This is a genomic window from Roseateles sp. (genome assembly GCF_049240545.1).
Taxonomy (GTDB): Bacteria; Pseudomonadota; Gammaproteobacteria; order Burkholderiales; family Burkholderiaceae_C; genus Paucibacter_A.
In genome coordinates, this window is record NZ_JBMLSK010000200.1 from 1 (window position 1) to 1,589 (window position 1,589).

Annotated in this window: 1 protein-coding gene; it reads right to left on the reverse strand. The window is 57.6% G+C overall.

The genetic code is table 11. The annotated features are described in order from the left end of the window. Positions 1–7: 7 nt before the first annotated feature. Positions 8–1,447, reverse strand: a complete 1,440-nt coding sequence (locus tag ACOVRJ_RS12570; protein ID WP_422044190.1) for an IS4 family transposase — start codon at positions 1,445–1,447, stop codon at positions 8–10. Positions 1,448–1,589: the final 142 nt, after the last annotated feature.

A 1,589-nucleotide genomic window follows, 5' to 3' on the forward strand; every position in this document is an offset into this window, starting at 1 on the left:
CTTTCAATTACCCACAACTTCGTCGTCTGCCGATTTGTAGGCCTATTGTGATGTCGTGGAGGCGGGCAAGGCCGCGCCAGATAACGGTATTGCCCGGTGGTGGATCGCGGGTTCGGGCAAGGTAGCCACCAAGCCTGGCGATTTGCAACATATAGTCATGGAGCGTTCTATTTTTCAGTCTTTTCGTCGGTCGTGCAGCGTCGATCTCGTCGAGTGCGGTGATCTCACTGGTCGTCAGCACCTCGCATGGGTCGCCGTCGGGATAGGCGCGGGCCGACATGGTTAGCCAGAAGATACGCCAGCTGACAACAGCAACTAGGGCCAGGAACTTGACCAGCCGTTCGGCGGTGCGAAGGCGTGCTTCCTCGGCTTTGCAGCCTGACTTCATGATCTTGTGGAAGGTCTCGATCTTCCAGCGCATCGCGTACCACTGGAGCTTCTCGATGGCTTCCTGCAGCGTGGTCACGGGCAGATTGGTAACAAGATGCCAGTTGATTTCGTCTTTTGGATCGGGCGGATCGATCTCGACAGCGTGGATCCAGGTCAGCATCTGGGGCTTGTAACGCTTTTGCTTGCCGATAGGAGGTAAGGTTTCGATGGTGGCGAACTTGACCTGCAGCTTGGCCGCCCGGCTGCCTTTTCCAGCAACATCGACCTCGTGTGTGCCAGCCCATGCCACTTGTGCAAGGCGCGCGCGGACACGGTGAGGCTCACTGTCGTCCAGGCCACTCTTTGCGGCAAGCCTGTCTGTCTGTGCGCGCACAAGGAACTTCGTGTCCAGCTCTTGGGCTAGGCAGTATAGCTCATAGATGTCACTCTCTCGATCACCAACATGGATGCAGCGCTGTGGATCCCTCAGCAATGCCACCGACTGGCGCAAATTCTCCAGCCAGCGATAGCTTTCCTTGGTCTCGATCGGTACGCGTGTCGGATTGATATGCCGCTTCAGCGCTGCCGTGCCCTTGAAGCTATCTCGGGTCCAGAACTTCACCCCAGCAAGCCCCAGCGGCACCCCATCGGTCGTTACAGCAAGGCTTGCGTGCATCAACAAGCCACACAATTTCAGCTGGCTGGGCTGGCCAGCCTTGTAGTAGCCGCCATTGACGGTCTTGGTGAACCCAATCTTTTCTGGCGCTGCGCGCTTGAACAGGAACTCAGTGGTATCCTGTAAGATCAGCACGGGCTCCTCGCTTCTGGCAACATGCTGGGCAAACCGCAGCGCCGTGGACGCAAAATGGCCTGCCATCATCCCGCTTTCGCTGATCTTGGGGTTGTCAAAGAACCTGTAGGCTGCCTTTGTCGCTGCCCAGTCGCCACACGAAACCGGGATCGGTTCTCCAGGCGTTGCTGCCATCGCCTCCATCAAGCGCCGGAGTCGTCGTTCCAACCGCTGATCGCGTAGCTGTAATCCTGTGACTTCCGCCTCCACCCAAGCATGATCTGTCAATGACGCCTCCCTGATTCGGCGTCACAGACAGAATCACAGATGATTCAAACAGATCAAGGCAGCAAACCACTTATGGGTAATTGAAAGCCGGCGAGGGCCACGGCGTGGCTTAGGGCGCTGGTTTCCAGTTCCAGGGTGCGAG